The following is a 20008-nucleotide window of genomic DNA, read 5'->3' on the forward strand; positions in this document are numbered from 1 at the left end:
CGCTTCAGGTGGTTTCCTGAAAGTCCATCTCCGGCGGCTGCCGACGGAAACCACCAGTGAGCACCGCCAGGTACACCACGCCGATCGCCAGCCAGCTCAGCCCCAGATACACCGCCAGATGATCAAGGCTGACCATCAGCCACAAGTCCGCCACCAGCCCGATAAACGGGAAAACCAGAAACAGCAGGCACTCGCGCGGACCTTTTTCTCGCCGCCGATCCAGTAATGAAAGATCACCGACAGGTTGACCAGACTGAACGCCAGGAAAGCGCCGAAGTTGATGAACGAGGTCGAAGTGGTCACGTCGAGTTTCAGCGCCAGCACCGCCACCACGGCACAGAGCAGGATGCTGTTGACCGGTGTGCCGAAGCGCGCGTGCAAGGTGCCGAAAAATGACTTGGGCAGCACGCCGTCGCGGCCCATGGCGAACAGCAGTCGCGAGCCGCTGGCCTGCGCCGACAGTCTCGAGGCGAACTGGCCGACAATCAGACCGATGAGGAAAATCGACACGAATAGATCGCCGCCGATATTGCGGGCGATTTCATAGGCGGCCGAATCGACACTGTCGAACTGGAACGACGGGTGCGCGATCTGCACGAAATACGAAACACCGACGAAGATCAGTCCGCCGATCAAGGTGATCAACATGATCGCCCTTGGAATGGTGCGGCGTGGGTTGCGGGTCTCTTCGGTCAGGGTGCTGACCGCATCGAAACCGAGGAACGAATAGCAGGCAATCGCCGCGCCGCTCATGATCAGCGGCATCTGCATGTCGCCGTTGAAGAACGGTTTGATCGACCACAACGGCGTGCTCGCATCGCCGCCGATGTAGTGCACGCACAGCGCGACGAAAGCAATCAGCACGAGGAACTGCACCAGCATCAACAGAGCATTGATGCCGTTGGCCAGTTTCAGGCCAATGATGTTGATTGCGCTGGTGATGCCGATGAACGCCAACACCCAGATCCACTGCGGGATCGACGGGAACGCCGAGGCCAGATAAGCCGCGCCGATCAACCAGATCGCCATCGGCAGAAACAGGTAATCGAGCAACACCGCCCAACCGGCGATAAAGCCCAGTTTCGGGCTGATCGCCTTGCGCACGTAGCTGTAAGCGGAACCGGCGACGGGGAACGCGGCGGCCATGCGCCCGTAGCTCATGGCGGTGAAGAACATCGCCACCAGCGCCGCCAGATACGCGGCGGGCACCATGCCAGCGGTGGATTGAGCGAGGATGCCGAAGGTGCCGAGGACAATGATCGGCGTCATGTAGGCGATGCCGAACAGCACCACCGACCCTAATGAAAGGGTGCGTTGCAAACGAGCCATGGGCGACTTACTCCGAATGTTATTGGATTTATGGCAGAGCCGGGTTCGGCGAATGTTTTCGGGTTGGTTTTATTGTTCTGGTGTTGCCTGGTTTTTTTGTTCGACTTGAAGTTTTTCCCCCTCACCCCAGCCCTCCCGAAACGTCGGACCGCCCCCAAGGGGTAGAGGGGGAAAGGGAGCCGATCTCCATGGGTTTCAGATCCTGAGCTCGACTTGAATTCGCAGTTTCAAATCCTGAGTTTGATTCGCAGTTTCAAATCCTCAGTTCGACTCGGTATTGCAGGTCGGCGTACCTCGGATAATCAACTCGGTCAGTCCCCTCTCCCCCTGGGAGAGGGCTAGGGTGAGGGCAGCGGTCAACGGCGTGGAATCAACAATTCGCGAACACCATCGCCACGCTCCAGCACCTCCCCCGGCAACTTCAAACGCTGATCATCCAGATAGCGGTAATCCCTGCGCGCAATCTCCAACCGCGCGAAATCCAGTTCAACGCAGAACGTCCCTTCCTCACGCCCGGCCTCGAACAGCAGCGTCCCCAGCGGATCGACCAACGCACTGCCACCGGCAAACATCAAACCGTCATCCCCCGCCTCCACGCGATTGACCATCAACGCAAAGGCCTGATTCTCCTGCGCGCGAGCCATGATCGCGGTGCGGTGCGTCGGCGCGTACGGATCCATATTGCCGTTGGTCACGATCAACAGTTCGGCACCGAGTTGTGCCAAGGCACGGGCCGACTCCGGAAACTCGATGTCGTAGCAAATCAACAGGCCAATTCGCACACCGTTCCACTCGCACGTGGCATAGCGGTCGCCGGCCTCGAACACGCCGCGATCCGACGCCCACAGATGGGTCTTGCGATATTTCAGGGCGATGCCTTGAGGGGTGATCAGCAGCGTGGTGTTGTAGAAATGGCCGTTGTCGTTCTCGGCCATGCCGATCACCACGGCGATGTTGCGTTCGCGCGCAGCGGCCAGCACCGCACTGACGGTCGGGCCGTCGACGGATTCGGCGGTTTGCGCCACGGTTTCGGCTGTCGGGAAGCCCATCAGGTGGGTTTCCGGGAACACCATCAATTGCGTGTCGGCCGCGCACGCGGCAATCGCCGCCAGGGCGCGTTCGAGGTTGTAGGCCGTGGCATTGTCACGGCCCGCCAGTTGGGCGAGTTCGACTTTCATGGGAATTCCTTGTGCTGAGCGACGGGCGCGGAAAGATTGCCCGGTGGCTGTCTGTGGGCCAGTATGCGCAGCAAGCGAGCGGCCAGGGAATTACGCGGCCGGGGTAACCCGATAGGGGTAGATCGATGACACTTTCGTTTGACGACATCACCTGGCACCGCGCCGTCGGGCAACTGATCGACGCGCTCGACAAGCCGAATTTCTGGGCGCAACTGGTGCGGTTGCTCGACCAGTACGTGCCGTTCGATAGCTGGGTGGCGCTGCTGTTCAGCGCCGATCAACACCCGCAAGTCTTCGCCGAATGCCCCGGCGCAGACGGCAGCCCTGATCCGTTATTCCAGGATTATCTGCGTGGCCTGTACCTGCTTGACCCGTTCTACATCGCCTGCCGTGAGCAAACGCGCACCGGTCTGTATCGCCTGTCAGAAGTGGCGCCGGAGCATTTCGAACTGACCGAGTATTACCAGCGATACTTTCGTCTGAATGTCGTGGCGGACGAAATCCAGTTCAATTGTCAGCTCGAAGGTGAGCGCACGTTGTGTCTGTCGCTGGGCAGTGAAAAACGTTTCACTGGCGAACAGATCGCCTTGCTGTCATTGATCCAGCCTTGGGTGCTGGGCTTGTTGCGTCAGCGGTTACCGTATGAAATCAACGAAACCGTGGCCCTCGCCGCCGCACCCGTTCAAGCAGACTGGCGCGTGCAACTGGAAGCCTCGGTGCAACAACTCAAGGGTGCGCAACTGACGGCGCGGGAACTGGATGTCGGGCGCTTGATGCTCAGCGGTTGCTCCAGTAAAGAAATCGCCCGTAAGCTGGAAATCTCCGTAGAAACCGTGAAAGTCCATAAGAAACACATGTACAGCAAGCTGGGGATCAAATCCCAGTCCGAGCTGTTTTCGATATTTCTTCAGGCACAAAACGCCTGATCGTTTGGTGAAGTTGCTTTATGCAGGAGTGAGCCTGCTCGCGATGACGTCGGGTCAGTCAAATCATTCGTAGCTGATATACCGCTATCGCGAGCAGGCTCACTCCTACAAGGGAATGTGTTTATCCCTCAATCTTCGCTGATTATTCCGAGTCCGAACCAAGGAAACCGTATGAGCCTGTCACTCCTGAGCCGCTACGCCTTCTTTGCCGTCTGTGTGATGTTCACCCTCGCCAGCCTGCCGTTCCTCGAACATGACTGGCTATGGCCAATCACCGCTGTCACCGGCGTACTGAGCCTGATCGGTCTGTTCGACTTGCTGCAAAGCCCCCACGCGGTACGGCGCAACTACCCGATCCTCGGCAACATCCGTTACCTGGTCGAAGGCATCCGCCCGGAGATCCGCCAGTACTTGCTGGAATCCGACAGCGATGCCCTGCCCTTCTCCCGCGCGCAACGTTCGCTGGTCTACTCGCGAGCGAAAAACGAAACCGCCGACAAACCGTTCGGCACGCTGATCGATGTCTATCAATCCGGTTTTGAATTCATCGGCCACTCGATGCGTCCGGCACCGCTGAGCGACCCGAGCAGTTTCCGCGTCACCGTTGGCGGCCCGCAGTGCAGCCAGCCGTACTCGGCGTCGGTGTTCAACATCTCGGCGATGAGCTTCGGTTCGCTCAGCGCCAACGCCATTCGCGCGTTGAACCAAGGCGCGAAACTCGGCAACTTCGCCCACGACACCGGTGAAGGCAGCATCAGCCCCTATCACCGCGAACATGGCGGCGACCTGACTTGGGAACTGGGCAGTGGCTATTTCGGTTGCCGCACCAGCGACGGCCGTTTCGACCCGGAACGCTTCGCCGCCCAAGCGCAGAACCCGCAAGTGCGAATGATCGAAATCAAGATGAGCCAAGGCGCCAAACCCGGCCACGGCGGCATCCTGCCCAAGCACAAAGTCACCAAGGAAATCGCCGAAACCCGTGGCATCCTGATGGGCGAAGATTGCGTCTCGCCGTCACGCCACAGCGCGTTTTCCACGCCGATCGAAATGATGCAGTTCATTCAGCAACTGCGAGAGCTGTCCGGCGGCAAACCGGTCGGTTTCAAGTTCTGCCTCGGCCATCCGTGGGAATTCATGGGCATCGCCAAAGCCATGCTGGAAACCGGCATCCTCCCGGACTTCATCGTCGTCGACGGCAAGGAGGGCGGCACCGGCGCCGCACCGGTGGAATTTACCGACCACATCGGCGTGCCGATGCGCGAAGGCCTGCTGTTTGTGCACAACACCCTGGTCGGTTTAAACCTGCGCGACAAGATCAAACTCGGCGCCAGCGGCAAGATCGTCAGCGCCTTCGACATCGCCAGCGTGCTGGCCATCGGCGCCGACTGGGCCAACTCCGCACGCGGCTTCATGTTCGCCATCGGCTGCATCCAGTCGCAAAGCTGCCACACCAACAAATGCCCGACCGGCGTAGCGACTCAGGATGCCTTGCGCCAACGTGCGCTGGTGGTGCCGGACAAGGCCCAGCGTGTATTCAACTTCCACCGCAACACCTTGAAGGCACTGGCGGAAATGCTCGCGGCGGCCGGGCTCGAACATCCATCACAACTGTCAGCCAAGCATCTGGTGCGGCGCATGTCGGCGACCGAGATCAAGTTGTTCTCGCAGTTGCATGTGTTCCTGAAACCGGGGGAACTGCTTACCGGGGAAGTGAATGGCGAGTTTTACTCGCGGATGTGGCAGATGGCGCGGGCGGACAGTTTCGAGCCGCAGGAAGTGGCCGCGGCATAACGGCAAAAGCGCCGGTCTGCACCGCAGACTGGCGCGTTCCTCCCGACGAATAATCAGCACTCACCATTGCAACAACCGCCCGTGCGGCGGCTCCTTCATGACGATAAACCCGTAATCGCCGAGCAGATAAATGCGGTAATACAGGCTTTCCACCAGCGCGGGATATTGCAGATAGCCAACGTGCGTGGCATTGCGGCGCTCACGTTCGGCAACCACGTTGGTGATGCCCACCGAAGGCAGGTTTTCCGCGAGCATGTAGTAGTCGACATTGAGCAGATAACGCAAAACCGGCAGTTGCCTGAACGATCCCTCGGCGCTGGCCAGCCAGCGATCGGAGTAGTTGATCGACAGGTATATACGCTTGGCTTCTCGCAGTTCGCTATGGGTGGCGATGTCGTGACCGAGGCTGTACAGGGCTGCAGTGGCGAAGGTTTTCTGCATGCTCAACACGCGGCCGTAGGCAAACGACAGCGACAACGTCGCCAGCAGCGGGATGATCAGCAGCAAGGGCAACCAGCGGTTATGCGCCGCCAGCGCCAGACGGCTGAGATAAAACAAACACACCAGAAGCACGCCAAACCCCATCAACGTGCGCGCGCCCTCGTTGAAGTCGCGAAACAACAGCGTGATACCTGGCACCAGTAGCACCAATACAGCAAAAACCGTCAGGCCCAGGATCACATGACTTGCGCGCCGATCCGGACGACCGAGACGGGCCAGCCCCAAGAACGCACAAAGCACCAAAGCGGCAAACACCCAAAGATATCCGCCGTGAAACAACAGCGCGGTTTTTTCCAGCACGCGGCCCATGTTCGTGCCGATCTGCAGGAATGGGTGCCCTGCCCCATCAAGCCCTTCTGAATAGCGCCCGGCTGTCATGAACGGATACGCGGTGACGCCATAGATCGCGATGCCCAGACCGAACTGCGCAAGCTTGCCGCCAAGCAAACCCCAGACCTCAGTCCACGATACTTGCCGGTGCAACGCCCTGAGCAACTCCACACAACACAAGCCAAGAAAGACGTTGACGCTGATCTGGTACAACCCTGTGCCCAGTGCAATCAGTAACGCCGGTATCAGCCAGCACTGCACCCGAGTCGCACCGTGAAAGGTGATCGCGTAGATCATCGCGACAAGACTCAACGCCATACTTGGCCCGTCGTACTGATAGGAGAGATTCTGCAGCAGGAACGGGTTGTACCAGAGCGGCAATGGCACCAGACAACAGGCCAGCGTCGGCTCGACAAAGTAGTGAAACGTCAGCCGGGTCAGTGCCAGACTCATCGCCAAGGTGGCGAGCAGCAAAGGCAAAGGGAAGACATCCGGCGCAGCGCCGGTGAACGTCAACGCCTGATACAGCCAGTCGGCAAACAGCCGCCCGTAACCGGCCCACGCATTACCGGCGGCCAGTGCGCGCCAGTTGTCGTCGATGTAAGGAAAGTCGGCGAGGATCAACGGCAGAACATACAACCCGGTCGCCAGCACAAAGAACAGCAGAACCTGGCGACGACCGAGCTCGCGAACGACAAAATCGCTGATCCTCATGGCGGCGCCTCTGTTCACGACTGCGCGGGGAGCGGTGTGTGATAAAGCTTTGAGCGGCCACGGCGGTTTTGTATCGCTGTTTCAGACCAGTGGTCGGGGGGCACCAGCCCCCACAAAAAAGCCCCGATCTCGCGATCGGGGCTTGGCTGTATCAGCGTTTTTTACTTAAGACGCCGAACGCGCAGCACCTTGTGTCACGTTACTTGGTTGCAGCTTGAACACGTAGAACAACACCGTCAGCAGCACCAGGAACGCAGGCCCGACATACAGCGCCACGCGCGTGTCCGGGAAGTACGCCATCAGGCCGACCACCAGCACCAGAAACGCCAGCGCGAAGTACGAACTGAGCGGGTACAGCCACATCTTGTACTTGAGGCCGGCACGCTCGCTGGCGCTCAGGCCTTTGCGGAATTTCAGCTGGGCCAGCAGGATCATCACCCAGGTCCAGATCGCGCCGAAGGTGGCAATCGAAGTCACCCAGACGAAGACTTTTTCCGGCACCAGATAGTTGAGCAGCACGCCCAACAGCAAGGCAGCGATCGACAACAACAATGCACGACGCGGCACGCCGTTATTCGACGTCTTGGCAAAACCGGCCGGTGCCTGGCCATTCTGCGCCAGGCTGTAGAGCATGCGCCCGGTGCTGAAGATGCCACCGTTGCACGACGACAGCGCGGCGGTGATTACCACGAAGTTGATGATGCCGGCGGCGGTCTTGATGCCCAGACGCTCGAAGGTCATCACGAACGGACTGCCTTGCGTGCCGATTTCGTTCCACGGGTAGATCGACAGAATCACGAACAACGCGCCGACGTAAAACAGCAGAATCCGCCAGAACACCGAGCCGATCGCATCAGGAATGGTTTTTTGCGGGTTCTTCGCTTCACCGGCGGTCAGGCCAATCATCTCGACGCCGAGGTAGGCGAACATGACCATTTGCAGCGACATCAGCACGCCGGTCACGCCGTTGGGCATGAAGCCGCCGTGGGCCCACAAGTTGGAAATCCCCAGCGCCACACCGTCATTACCGAAACCGAAGGCGATGATGCCGACGCCACCGATGACCATGGCGATGATGGTTACGATCTTGATCAGGGCGAACCAGAACTCGAATTCACCGAAGGCTTTGACCGCGATCAGGTTGACCGAGCCCATGCTGATCAGCGCCGCGAGGGCCCAGATCCAGCGCGGCACGTCGGGAAACCAGATGCCCATGTACACGGCCACCGCGGTGATTTCCGCGACGCAGGTCACCAGCCACAGGAACCAGTAGTTCCAGCCCGTGAGGAAGCCCGCCAATGGGCCGAGGTAGTCTTGGGCGTAGCGACTGAACGAGCCGGCGACCGGATTGTGCACGGCCATCTCGCCGAGGGCGCGCATGATCACCAGGATCGCCAGACCACCCAGAATGTAAGACAGCATGATCGCCGGACCGGCCATTTCGATGGCCTTGGCGGAACCTAAAAACAGACCGACGCCAATACAGGCACCGAGTGCCATCAGGCGAATATGCCGTTCGCCAAGTTCGCGTTTGAGCGGACCGCCCTGAGCGGTGTCGCCGTGAGGCAGGTGATTGCCAGTTGGCATAGGGGGACAACCTCGTCTTGTTATTGGATATGACCACCGAGTGTCGAAGCGTCGGCCGATAAGCCTTGGCTGCTGTGAAACCGCGCCTGCCTCGTGGGCAGACGCGTCCTGCAAGAGAACCTGCAAGATCAGCGGGGCGTGCAGTATAAAAAGCCTGAGGCAGGATTTTTCACTCTATAAACCACAAGATTCAGCGGGAGTTGTCGCGAGAAGGCCAGCAGACCCGTTGGATCAACTGGCACAAGTAGGAAAACTCGCCACCGAAAATGGCGGCGAGTATTGCACAAGGATGGTGCAGCGTCACATTACCCGGCGCCCACCGTATCAATGATCAGCACCGGTCTGGTCACCACTTTGGTAACTCTGGAATTGGGGTGGACGCCGACCAATGTGTCCGGCCGCGTTATCCAGCCAGGTTTCGCCGAGGAATATTTTACGATTGTTGCAGCGCCTTCGCTGATCTGGAAATGCAACTTCCAGGACCGCGCCGAATGGTCGTACTTCATGAAGGCGAAACCCACCATCCTCGAGTCTACCTGTCCGCTTGCATTCACGCGCAATCCATAGTCCGGATATTCCATGGACGCGCTGAGACCCAAGCCATGTTCATGAGTGGCGAGGCCGTTGTATTGAGCGAGTTCCTTTCCTCCCTCGACATGCCGTACCCGCAGGCGACTGGCGTCCAACTGATCGACCACCAACGAACAGCCACCGAAGCCTGGCGTAAATACATGATCGGGCTCGCCCCACTTGGGATGGATCGGGATATCAACATAGCCTCCCTGCGCTGCCCAATAACCCACCACGGCATTCGATGGTTGCGGAAGTTTGCCGAATTTGGGGTCATGAATTTTCAGTGCATTGAATTCAGCCCGGGGCGAATTGACGGGCTGAATGCGTTCCATGACAAAGGCGAAACTCGAACCGCCCTGCTTGTTGACCAGTCGTTTCGTGATCTCGTCGCTGTAGTTGACTCGAACCGGCTGCAACAACCCTGTTGCCACCGTAAACCGGCTCAACTGCGCTGGCGACAACGCTTCATTGATGCTGGTGAGCTGAAACGAATATTGCATCAGGGAAGACTCACCCCAATCGTACGCCAAGTGCTCAACCTCACTTTTAGTGACGGCTTCGATAACGGGCTCCCATAAACCGTTGGGCAGCCGCTCACGCACAAATGCCGGGTCCGGACGCAGCGGATTGCTTGAGGTGTATACGAGCTGATGGCTGACACTGGCACTTTCATCAACAATCTCGCCAGCCGGGACGTCTGCTGCCCCCGGCGGAAGATCGCCGCCGCGCAGTGAAACTGGCTGCCATTGATCCGGCGCGACTTGCCAGAGTCGGGGACCGTGGGGACGATTGTTCAAAGGATCAACAATCACCACGTCCGTTAAATCAACTTTCAGATTGAAATCATTCCTGATGCCATACACCGCTTCCTTGCCGGTTGCATCGATGTTGCGGATATAGAAGCGCTGGCCATCGGCACTGCGATAAATACCGTGGGCATTGGCTTCAAGTCCGCTGAGTTCCGCTGGCTTGAAGGTGAAGCGCTTGAAGTCGTTATTGTCGAATCCGCCCAGTGCGAAGCGGCCAGGCTTGGGCCGGAAATCACCCGGCGAGCCATAAAGACGATTGCTCAGCGGATTGTAGTGATACCACTGCTCGTTTTTCAGCACACCGAGGCCGTCGACGCTTAGTCCGTTTATTTTCCAGGCACCGATCAGCGTCGGCCCGTGTTCTTTACGCAACATCTGCACCAATTCGCTGAGGTCCATCGCCTTGCGTAATTTCATGATTTGCTGCAGACCGTGCCTTCCGATGAATTGGAGCCCGTGACCGACAAGCCGGGTAACTCCCACCCCCACGTCGCGCAGAACGGTCAACGGGTTGAGTTCGGTAATCACCACCGCGCCAATTATTCTCGCAGCCTTGAGTGTCTTGCTGATGGCTGATGCCGTGGAAACGCCTATCCTGGCCAATTTCGCGGCAACACTCGCACCGGCAGTCACGAATCCCAATACATCGAAAAACAGATCCATCGCACCGTCGAAATAGTTGCCTTTGACGAAATTGGTGATCGCCGACTTGAACGGGATCAGGTCGACCACGAAATCAATAACCTTCTGCACCGCTGCGTTTTCCCGGTCTTGCGTAGTCTGGCCACTGGCGGCCTTCAGAATGGCCTCGCTGTCCAGATCGAGATGTTCAACAAAGGCGTCGGCAATCAGCTCGGTCCTCTCGCTCGAGTAACTGGCGGGCACCGAAGTTCTGTTTGCGGTCTGTGGCAGGAGCTTCCCGGCCTTCGACTCGTCAGCCAGCTTGAACGGTTCGATGGTGTACTGGATGCTCGGAACAAAAGCATCGGTGCGTTCCGTCACCTCCTCTGGATCGTAGCTGCGGGTATGAATAACGCCTTGCTTGAGATCGATCTCATAAAGCTTCGACTCATGGCCCAGATCAACTTTCACTCGCAGGGTGCCGTGTGTGGATGTCAGGTTTTTGCCGAAAAAGCCCATACTCAAACGGTAAGTCTTGTATTGGTAAAAAGAGACTTGGCCGTATTCGAGATTTCTCCTGTCCTCCAGAGGCAACTCGGCGAGCAGATGTTTAACCAGCAGCCGGGAACCTTGCTTGATGTTACTGACGGCACTCTCGAATTGAGTCTGGAAGGCGTCGACTACACCGAGTTCCAGCGGCGCATTGATCTGGTCAAGCAGCGGCTGCAAGCGAGGATCGCGGGTCGTCCATTGATAGTAGGGAGGGCCTCCCATCATGGCGATGTCGAGCAGCGAATATCGACCGTTCAGGGTCGGGTACAAGAAGGCACCGTCAACAGCGGCCACAGTGGGCTGTTGCAGCAGCCGCTCTTCAAAAGGAATGTCGCCTTTGAATTTTTGCTTGAGTCTGTGCTTCGCGATGGCTTTGCGGCTCGGAAGTTCGCTGTTCAACAGGATCGAAGCATTGAGGCGGTCAGCGAGTTGCCGGTTGTAGTGTGTCTTGACGTTTTCCAACTCGTCCTGGGGGTAATGTTCATCATTATTCTTCTGCAATACGCCGCTGACCACGCCCCAATCTGCCAGGGCGGCGGCATTGACTTGCGGCGCAACTTGCGAGTCGATCCGCGCAGCGCTTTCTGCACTGGCCATGACTTGGGCAAACGTCATATACGCCACTTTTCCGGGTGTGTGAGCCTCAATCGTTCGCGCAGCGACTCTCAGGTTGAACCATGCCGTCGTGCCGTATTTCAAACTGGCAGGCAACTGCTTGACGAGAAACTCGGGCGCCTTGCGAAGCAGCAACAGTGCCGCCGTCAATCCAGCCAGTTTCCGGCTACTAAGACGTTCCTTGATCAGGTAATCAGTCAGATTGCCAAAAACCGCCGAAACAGGTCTGCCCCAAAGTTTCTCCCCGGCCAGGTCGAAACCGGCAACTTTGCGAGGCGACGGTTGATCAATATCCCCCTCATGCAGGCTCAAATGGATGCCAGCCATTGCGTATTCCCTGGCGCTGACATCCGTGGCGATTCCGTTCAAGCGGGTCTGGATCGCCTGCCCCAGCGCCTGCCCGCGAGGACTGGTAATAAGGCGAGCCAATGCCGAGTGCGGATCACTCAGTGCCGCATTTGAAAGCGGCTCGTCAGCGTCCAGGTAGTCCAGTACTCCGGCACCGGGTATCGACACAATATCGAGGCTGTCCAGATAAACACTCGTGGCGTGCAAGGCCTCTTTTTGCTGCGCGACCGTCAGTGGAATCGGCCAGGATAATGCTCCGGCAAGGTCAGCAAACGGATGGACAGTGACTTTTTCGACTTGCAGAAAAGTTGCGATTTTTTCCAGCTGATCACTTTCGGATAACGATACTTCAGCAACAACGTCTACATTGGATTCAGACATCTGTTGTTCCTTGACGGGATTAATAGAATCCAAAGTAGATAATGAATTCGGCAGAACATAAACCGAAGAACCATTACCGATATAGCGCGCCAACACCGACAGACAACAATTTAATCAACAACCATGAAAAAACTGTTACTCAGTGAATGTCACAGAACATTATAAACAACAGACACCGACCACCATAACTTGGCGCACAGCAAAGACAGACATTCATTTGACCCGCCCAGACGCACATCCAAAAATGCTTCTCAACATAACAAATGAAAATCTTGAGATTACTGTTACAACAAAAAAAATCGCTTCCTGAAACAATATCTACATGATTGAACGATGTAGGTATTGCTGCAGGCAGCGATCTTTGTTGATGGTCTTGAACGCTTGAAACCTTACAGCACCGAACGCGCGGCACTTTGCGGCAGATTATTCGGCTGCAGTTTGAACACGTAGAACAACACGGTCAGCAGGACCAGAAACGCCAGCGCAAAGTACGAGCTGACCGGGCACAGCCACATCTTGTACTTGAGACCGGCAAAAAGCCTGAGGCGGGAGTTGTCGCGAGAAGGCCAGCAAACCCGTTGGATCAACTGGCACCAGAGGAAAACTCGCCACTGAAAACAGCGGCGAGTAATTCACAAAAAGAGCAAGCCGTTCTGCTTCGCCCTGCTTTTTACCGCTCTCGGTAACGCGTTACCGGCGCTTCCGCGCCCCCCGTACGGACGAGGTTCGAGGAGTTGCCCCTTCAGGGCGGATCACACGCTCAGGGGCATGGCGGAAAATTTCTCGAGAGTGTCACGGACGTCGGTCAATTCGACATCGCCAGGCCGGAACTCGTTGACAGCATAATCAGCGCCGCCGCGTTTTTTTCCATAGGTCTTGAAGGTGCTCGCCAAGGACCCGTTCCCGAACGCTTTAGACAAACCTTGCTGTAAGGTTTGTCTGGTTTCAAATATCGCCATGCCAGAGTTAGGGTCGAAAAAAAACCATTCCTGCTTGCCGTCTGTGAATCGGGTGCCGGCGACCATTCCGTGACTTTTAGTACCGATCATGAGGATTTTTGAATCACGAGAAGCGACGAGTTCATCAATGATGTTCTGGGCATCCATTTTTTTAGGCGCCCCACCTGTATGAAACGAATACTTGGGACCCAGTCTCTGTTGACTCTTTTCCAGAGCGGAAATAAATCGCGCCGCTTGCGGATGAGTTTGCTTCTCGGCGGCCTTCAAGACATTGCTCAAAAGAGTGCCTTCTCGCCGATGAAGATAGGCATACGCCATGGCGTATGACAGGGCGGCGCATCTGCCATTGGAAGCCATATCGACCCGTGCCAGAAAATAACACTGCGAGAACGGCTCCACTGTTACGCCTTTGGGCATGTCCTGACGGAGAAGATTTGTATAAAACGTGGCGTCGTCAAACAGGCTGTCTTCTATCTCCCTTACCAGAGCCCCCATTTCTTCAGGGCGGCGGCCGGGTTGGGCCGCCAACTCGACCAATTGCTGCGTGTCCATTCGGAAGCTGTAATCAGTGATGGCCTCCAGAATATCCAGCCCGTCGTCATAAGCTTTTCTAAAGGCTGGAAAGTTGAGTGGCGTGCGGGCAGCCGCGATATTGGCGCTAAAACCCGCATAGCGATCGGCATAGCCGGCATCCACTCCAGAAAGGCTGCCCAAACGGCCTTGTCTGGGCTGAAAGTTGCCAGGGGCGCCATAGATCCTGTTGTTTACAGGATTGTAGGGATACCACTGATCATTCTTCAAAACGCCTATCCCAGCGATATTCTGCTCGCCTACCTTCCAAGTACCAGGCAATGCAGTCCCGTGTTGTTTTCCCACCGCCTGCAACAGCTCGTAGCTACCCGCAGCCCCGCCGCGCAATCTGGCGATATTTCCCAGGCCGCGGTTCGCAAGGAACTTGACTCCGTTGCCTGCGAGCCGCGCGCCTCCCGTTGCGAGACCGTGCAACCCGCTGAACGGATTGAGTTCGCCGATAACCAGTGCGCCGATGATTTTCGCGGCCTTGAGCGCCTTGCTGAGTGCCGATGCCGTCCTGGCGCCCAATTGTGCCAACTTTGCCGTGGCACTCACGCCAGCGGTAACGAATCCCAACACGTCGAGAAACAGGTCAATTGCACCGTCCAGGTATTTGCCGTCGATAAAATTGCTGATGGCCGATTTGAAGGGAATCAGATTAAGCAGAAACTTCACACTCCTCTCCAGCACTTCCACTTCCTGATCCCACGTGGTCAGGCCTTCAGCGGCTTTGAGAATATCTTCACTGTCGTAATCAAGATGTTCGACAAAGGCATCGGCAATGATGCGGGTTCTCTCGCTGGAATAACTGTCGGGAACGGGAAATGTCCATGACGGGGAGGGTCTTCGCTTGAGTTTTTTGGCGATGTCCCTGTCAGCAAGATAGAACGGCCTCACACCATACGAAACGCTGGGGATATGCACGCTGACCCTGTCTGTCTGTGTGACGGGATCAACGTCTTTTTTGGTGATTGAGCCCGCTTTCAGATCGATGTAATACACCGAGACTTTTTTATCGATGCCCTGCTCCACTCTCAGGGTCAAATTTTGGTTGCCGGCACGCACAAACTTGTCATGAAACTGCAAACCGGCTTTGATGGTCTTGTCCTGATAAAAATCGATCTTGCCGTATTCAATGTTCTCTCGGTCTTCCAGCGGTAACTCGGAAATCAGATGGCGTATGGTTAACCGGGTACCTTCCTTGAGGTGATTGAGCGTCGCTTCAAACTCACGGTTGAAGATCCTTCGTACACGCAGATCCAGTTCGTTGATGTCGTGAATACGGAAGTTAACGAGTGGGTGGCTGGTTTTCCACTTGTACGTCCCGTCCATCATTGCAACGTCCAGCAACGTGTGCATCCCGACCGGCCCCTGGATTGCACTGGGTACCGGGGAGAGTGCGCCGACTATTTTCGCCCCCACCGAGCGGTCCCATTCAAGGACGTGTTCTTCAATCGGATAGTTCTCGCCAAACTCCTTCTTAAGGCCGGCCCGAGCTATTTCCTTGCGACTCGGGAACACACTGCTCAACAGAATTGGCGTGTTGAGCCGGTCGGCCAAGGCCTCATTGAAACGTGTTTTGAGTACATCCAGTTCAGCCGGGGTGTAATGTCCATCGTTTTTCCTTTCCACCAGCCCGTGGACAACGCCCCAATCAATCAGCGTAACGGTCTGCGCGTACTGAGTAACGGCCGGGTCGATCAACGCTGCACTTTCGGCGCAGACCATGACCTGTGCGAACTTCATCTTTGCAACCTTGCCCGGCGATTCAGCTTCGATGGTCGCAGCGGCAACGGACAGGTTGAACCATGCCGGCCCACCGTATTTAACTGCGGTCGGCAGGTCTTTGATCAGAAATAATGGAGCATGCCTGGCCAGCAACAAGTAAGCGCCCAACCCAGCCATTTCGGAGTTGCAGACACGGTCTTTGATCAGGTGTTCGCGCAGTTTGTTGAATACTGCTGCAACCGGTTCCCCCCAATGTTGCTTACTGTCCAGATCGAACCCGGCGACATTATTGCGTTGATGGTTTTCAATCGACTGCGGATCAAGGTCAAGTTGAAGTGCGGCCAGCGCGTAGTCGTTGACGCTTACATCCGAGGCAAAACCTTTCAAGTGAGTTTGCACTGCCAGCCCCAATGCCTGACCGCGAGTTCCGGCAATCAGGGTTTCCAGTGCCCTGGCTGGATCGCGCAAGGCGTCGGCGGCGAGCGGTTGCTCTATGTTCATTAGTTCCAGCAGCCCTTGATCCGGCTGCGGCGTGTCATCAAGACCGGCGATAAAAAGCCGAACGGCTTCCAACACCTGTTTCTTCTGCTCGACACTTAAAGGAATTTGCCAGGATAAAGCGCCGGCAAAATCTGCCAGTGCGCAAGGCAAAACCTTTTCGGCTTCACGCTTTATGGAATCAATATTATTTGTATCACTGTCAGTTGCCGAAACAACATTCGAAGTAGAACTTTCAAACTCAGACATACACTTTTCCTTCAGGATTAAAACAAGGAAAAATTAAACCTCCAAAACACTTAAAGAAAAAGCCGACAACCATTACCAATTAAGTGTTTTACCAACTGTATGTAAAATCCAACCAACGATTCCTTCTAACAAACAATGCGCAATCACACTAAACATCATGAAAATAAATCATTCGAAGAAAAAAAACAGCCGGAAAACACAAGTCGATAAAAGCCTTATCAAGTTTTGTTCCCGCTCTCTTCGCTCGCTGTAAAACATATACAGGCAGTCATGCTTTTTAGCCGTCAGGAGCCTGTCAAAACGATCAGACCAGCCACCCCGGCGACCGAAGTTCGAGCGAACCGCGTGATCGTGTGGCGGGGGACGATCACGTGGTAGAAACCGAAAAGCCCCGGCCACTCATCGAGTGGTCGAGACGGCTCAGTGCTTCGAGGCGCATCCCGCTCACAATTCCCTCGCCCCTCGCCAACCACCGTCTAAGCTTCAGACAAGTCCGATCAATCTGCGTGAATGGATCAATCGACTATGGGCGCTTTGTGGCAAACCGATTCGAGTAAAGCCGTGGTTCCGACTGACCGTGTGGATGAAGCGCCTGTCCCTGAAAAACCCCGCCGCAACCGGCATGGGTGGAAGGCTTTCTGGTTGTTGCTGGTGATTATCGCGATTGTCGTGGGACTGGCCGCGTCCAAGGAAATGCGCACCTCGCGCTTCCAGTCGCGCGAGCTCAGCCAGTACGCCGCGTCGCTGACTTACCATCTCGAACCCGGCCCCAGCGAAGCAATTCGCTATCCGGGCAATGGGCCATTCGATTTGCGCCTGGGCTACAGCTCGCTGGATGAATTTCTGCCACGCCTGCTCAAACGCAATTACGTCATCACCGAGCAGACGCGTTTTTCCCCGGCGCTGCTCAGCTACACCGACAAAGGCCTGTTCGTGCCGTATTCGGAAAAGATCCAGGCCGGGCTGTCGATCACTGATTGCCGGGCTGCGCCGCTGTACAAGTACAACTACCCGCAGCAGCTGTATTCAAGCTTCGAATCCATCCCGCCAGTGGTGGTCAGCAGCCTGTTGTTTATCGAAAACCGCTTCCTGCTCGACCCGAAACAGCCGCTGGCCAACCCGGCAGTGGACTGGCCGCGCTTCGGCATGGCCGCCTGGTCGCAAGTGGCGAAACTGCTGCGATTGCCGGGCCAATCGGCAGGCGGCAGTACGCTGGCGACGCAATTGGAAAAGTACCGGCACTCACCGGATGGCCTGACAGTCTCCGGTGCCGAAAAGCTGCGGCAGATGATGTCCGCCAGCGTGCGCGCCTATCAGCCCGGCCCGCAAACTCTGGGGGCACGGCAGAACATCGTGCGCGATTACCTCAACAGCGTGCCGCTCTCGGCGGTGCCGGGGCATGGTGAAGTGCATGGCATGGCGGAGGGGTTGCGCGTCTGGTACGGCAGTGATTTCAACCAGGCCAATGCACAGCTGAACAGTCCGGCCACGGATCCGAAAACCATGGCGGCCAAAGGCTTGGTCCTGCGTGAAATGCTTTCGTTGATGATCGCCCAGCGTCGCCCTTCGCATTATCTGACCAAGGGCCGCGAGGAACTCGCCAACCTCACCGACAGCCACTTGCGCCTGCTCAAGCAGAACGCGGTGATCGACAGCGCTTTGGCCGATGCCGCCCTCGCCAGCAAGGTCACCTACCGCGACTGGCAGACCCAGCCGACCATGCAACCGATCGAAACCAACAAAGGCATCAGCGTCGCCCGCAGTCGTCTGGCGAGCATGCTCAACCGGCCACTGTACGATCTCGATCGCCTGGATCTGTCCGCCACCAGCACGCTGCAAGGCGACCTGCAAACCCAGGCCACCGCCTACCTGAAAAAACTCGCCGACCCGGCCTACGCCGCCGAAATCGGCCTGCTCGGTGAACGCTTGCTGACGCCGACCAGCACCACCCAAGTGCGCTACAGCTTCACCCTCTTCGAGCTGACCCCGGACGGTTCCCGCGTGCGGGTACAGACCGACAGCACCGACCAGCCGTTCGACATCAACGAAGGCAGCAAACTCGAACTCGGCTCAACGGCGAAAATGCGCGTGCTCACCACTTACCTGCAAATCATCGCCGAACTCCACGACAAGTACGGCGCAATGGGCGTGCCGGAACTGAAGAAAGTCGAAGTCCCCGATCAGGACCGCTTGAGCCAGTGGGTCATCGACTACCTGATCCAGAACAAAGACCACGACCTTTCAAAGATGCTCGGCGCAGCCCTCGACCGCAAATACTCGGCCAGCCCCGGCGAGGCGTTTTTCACCGGCGGCGGCCTGCACACGTTCCATAACTTTCGCAAGGAAGACAACGGCCGCCTGCCGACCTTGCGCGATTCCCTGCGCGAGTCGATCAACCTGCCGTTCATTCGGCTGATGCGCGACGTGGTGCGTTATGTCACTTATTCGGGGCCCAACAGCAGTGCCGAGTTGCTCAAGGATGATCGTGACCCGCGCCGGCAGGAATACCTGGCGAGCTTCGCCGACCGCGAAGGCACCTCGTTCCAGCTCAAGTTCTGGAAAAAGTACAAAAACAAAGACACTCAAGCGCGCCTCGACACCTTTCTCGACAGCATGCGCCCGACGCCGATTCGCATGGCCGCCGTGCATCGTTACTTGCTGCCGGAGGCGAGTCAGGAAGACTTCAATACCTTCGTGCGCTCACACCTCAAAGGCGCCAAGCTCAGCGAAAAACTCACCGATGATCGCCTGATCCGCCTCTACGATTCCTATGGCCCCGGCAGTTACGATTTGCCCGATCAAGGCTTCATCGCCAAGGTGCATCCGCTGGACCTGTGGATGATGGGCTACCTGTTGAACCACCCGGACGCGACCTTCAGCGAGATCGTCAAGGCCAGCCATTTCGAACGTCAGGAAGTCTATAGCTGGCTGTTCAAGAGCAAGCACAAGGGCGCTCGTGACAGCCGTATTCGCACCATGCTCGAGATCGAAGCGTTCCTGGAAATTCACCAGCGCTGGCAGAAAGTCGGCTACCCGTTCGACCATCTGGTGCCTTCGCTGGCCACCGCCATTGGCAGTTCCGGTGACCGCCCGGCCGCACTGGCCGAGCTGATCGGCACCATCCTCAATGACGGCGTGCGCATGCCGACTCTGCGCATCGACAGCCTGCATTTCGCCGCCGGCACACCCTACGAAACGCAACTGGTCAATGACCCGCATGTCGGCAAACGGGTGATGCCGTCCGAAGTCGCCACGGCCATGCGCGAGGCGCTGTCGCAAGTGGTCGACGCCGGTACGGCAAAACGTGTTTCCGGCAGTTTCAAACTGGCTGATGGCAGCCCACTGGCCATGGGTGGCAAAACGGGGACCGGTGACAACCGCATCGAAGCCATCGGTTCGGGCGGGCGCATCCTCAGTTCGAAGTCGATCAACCGCACGGCGACGTTCGTGTTCTACATCGGCGATCACCATTTCGGCACCCTCACCGCGTTCGTCCCGGGGCGCTCGGCGGAGAACTTCAAGTTCACCTCGGCCCTGCCAGTGCAGGTGCTCAAGGGCATGGCGCCGATTCTGACGCCGTATCTGCAACCGGGCAGCGACTCGCAATGCACGCCAACGAAAACCGCCAGCGTGGCGATGCTCGAAGCGCCGCGCCCTACAGCGAGGTAACAAATCGTGTCGGTTTTTTCTGCATCAGAGTGACGAATTTTCGATTCGGCGGGTGGTATTCATGTATTTTTCAGATT

9 protein-coding genes and 1 pseudogene are annotated in these 20008 nt (G+C 57.1%); 3 read left to right on the plus strand and 7 right to left on the minus strand.

Going from position 1 to position 20008, the window contains the following annotated elements:
- Window positions 1-4 precede the first annotated feature (4 nt).
- Window positions 5-1329, minus strand: a pseudogene (locus ACZZ0A_RS19655) (APC family permease).
- A 356-nt stretch (window positions 1330-1685) separates the two neighbouring features.
- Window positions 1686-2507, minus strand: coding sequence for a carbon-nitrogen hydrolase family protein (locus ACZZ0A_RS19660; protein WP_007916765.1), 822 nt, complete (start codon window positions 2505-2507; stop codon window positions 1686-1688).
- A gap of 125 nt (window positions 2508-2632) precedes the next feature.
- On the opposite strand from ACZZ0A_RS19660, the gene ACZZ0A_RS19665 reads away from it, so the two are divergent.
- Window positions 2633-3433, plus strand: a complete 801-nt coding sequence (locus ACZZ0A_RS19665) for a helix-turn-helix transcriptional regulator (protein WP_095112357.1) — start codon at window positions 2633-2635, stop codon at window positions 3431-3433.
- Between the two features lie 171 nt (window positions 3434-3604).
- A complete protein-coding gene (locus ACZZ0A_RS19670) occupies window positions 3605-5224 on the plus strand; it encodes an FMN-binding glutamate synthase family protein (protein ID WP_007949595.1) in 1620 nt (539 codons plus the stop codon).
- 60 nt (window positions 5225-5284) lie between these two features.
- Here the strand turns inward: ACZZ0A_RS19670 and ACZZ0A_RS19675 are convergent, their stop codons facing one another.
- The 5 genes from ACZZ0A_RS19675 to ACZZ0A_RS19695 all read right to left on the minus strand — a co-directional run bounded on the left by ACZZ0A_RS19675 (window position 5285) and on the right by ACZZ0A_RS19695 (window position 16262).
- Window positions 5285-6769, minus strand: a complete 1485-nt coding sequence (locus tag ACZZ0A_RS19675; protein WP_463543626.1) for a glucosyltransferase domain-containing protein — start codon at window positions 6767-6769, stop codon at window positions 5285-5287.
- Window positions 6770-6934: 165 nt separating this feature from the next.
- Entirely contained in the window at window positions 6935-8356 is a 1422-nt protein-coding gene (locus ACZZ0A_RS19680) for an amino acid permease (protein WP_123376517.1), read from the minus strand.
- A gap of 305 nt (window positions 8357-8661) precedes the next feature.
- Window positions 8662-12255, minus strand: coding sequence for a hypothetical protein (locus tag ACZZ0A_RS19685; protein ID WP_463543627.1), 3594 nt, complete (start codon window positions 12253-12255; stop codon window positions 8662-8664).
- A 389-nt stretch (window positions 12256-12644) separates the two neighbouring features.
- Entirely contained in the window at window positions 12645-12770 is a 126-nt protein-coding gene (locus tag ACZZ0A_RS19690) for a hypothetical protein (RefSeq protein ID WP_256588356.1), read from the minus strand.
- Window positions 12771-13007: 237 nt separating this feature from the next.
- On the minus strand, window positions 13008-16262 hold the full coding sequence (locus tag ACZZ0A_RS19695; protein ID WP_447786976.1) for a hypothetical protein: 3255 nt from the start codon (window positions 16260-16262) through the stop codon (window positions 13008-13010).
- Window positions 16263-16787: 525 nt separating this feature from the next.
- Here ACZZ0A_RS19695 and ACZZ0A_RS19700 point away from each other — a divergent pair.
- Entirely contained in the window at window positions 16788-19931 is a 3144-nt protein-coding gene (locus ACZZ0A_RS19700; protein WP_095112361.1) for a transglycosylase domain-containing protein, read from the plus strand.
- The last annotated feature ends 77 nt before the right edge of the window (window positions 19932-20008 follow it).

This window comes from Pseudomonas sp. AC242, from assembly GCF_979258655.1.

Bases quoted from the DNA above. Each gene is read 5' to 3' on its own strand.
- ACZZ0A_RS19660 (WP_007916765.1), bottom strand. From the start codon at position 2,507: ATGAAAGTCGAACTCGCCCAACTGGCGGGCCGTGACAATGCCACGGCC.
- ACZZ0A_RS19665 (WP_095112357.1), top strand. From the start codon at position 2,633: ATGACACTTTCGTTTGACGACATCACCTGGCACCGCGCCGTCGGGCAA.
- ACZZ0A_RS19670 (WP_007949595.1), top strand. From the start codon at position 3,605: ATGAGCCTGTCACTCCTGAGCCGCTACGCCTTCTTTGCCGTCTGTGTG.
- ACZZ0A_RS19675 (WP_463543626.1), bottom strand. From the start codon at position 6,769: ATGAGGATCAGCGATTTTGTCGTTCGCGAGCTCGGTCGTCGCCAGGTT.
- ACZZ0A_RS19680 (WP_123376517.1), bottom strand. From the start codon at position 8,356: ATGCCAACTGGCAATCACCTGCCTCACGGCGACACCGCTCAGGGCGGT.
- ACZZ0A_RS19685 (WP_463543627.1), bottom strand. From the start codon at position 12,255: ATGTCTGAATCCAATGTAGACGTTGTTGCTGAAGTATCGTTATCCGAA.
- ACZZ0A_RS19690 (WP_256588356.1), bottom strand. From the start codon at position 12,770: ATGTGGCTGTGCCCGGTCAGCTCGTACTTTGCGCTGGCGTTTCTGGTC.
- ACZZ0A_RS19695 (WP_447786976.1), bottom strand. From the start codon at position 16,262: ATGTCTGAGTTTGAAAGTTCTACTTCGAATGTTGTTTCGGCAACTGAC.
- ACZZ0A_RS19700 (WP_095112361.1), top strand. From the start codon at position 16,788: ATGGGCGCTTTGTGGCAAACCGATTCGAGTAAAGCCGTGGTTCCGACT.